At 54.1% G+C, this 407-nt stretch carries 1 protein-coding gene; it reads left to right on the top strand.

The window, feature by feature from the left end; genetic code table 11:
* Nucleotides 1-201: hypothetical protein (locus NCR38_RS34025; protein WP_250478541.1), on the top strand; the 201-nt coding region annotated here is incomplete at its 5' end.
* Between the last annotated feature and the right edge of the window lie 206 nt (nt 202-407).

Raw genomic sequence — 407 nt, 5'->3', positions numbered from 1 at the left:
ACTATGAACAAATCGCTGGAATGCCGATGGCAGCGTAACTCCAGCAAAACCGTCTCCGAAATTCCCGGTGCGCTTCAATCGCAATCCAGGCATATGTACTCGCGCTCGACGACGAGATGGCCAATCATTGGTCTTGAGGCCGGATTCGAGGATAGTGGGCACTCAGGGCGTTGGTTCGTAAGACTGCTGGCAGCCTTATGACAGACCCTCGCATTTTATCCTTTCAACGACGGTTCTTAACCGTTTGTTCGCTTTCCGACTCGCCACCGAAAAGCTGACATGGGCGACCCAAACGTCAGCTCTGTAGAAGATTTATCGAGCTGGCGCTCTCGTTTAGGTTTGTTCGATGCCTGCCCTCGACCATGAGCGCGTGAGGCAAGGACAACGCGTGCGGGCAGGCGTTGAAT

It is taken from the genome of Caballeronia sp. INML1 (assembly GCF_023631085.1).
GTDB classification, from domain to species: Bacteria; Pseudomonadota; Gammaproteobacteria; order Burkholderiales; family Burkholderiaceae; genus Caballeronia; species Caballeronia turbans.
The sequence above is the reverse complement of the archived record's forward strand: the minus strand, read 5'-3'. Positions and strand labels throughout refer to the sequence as shown.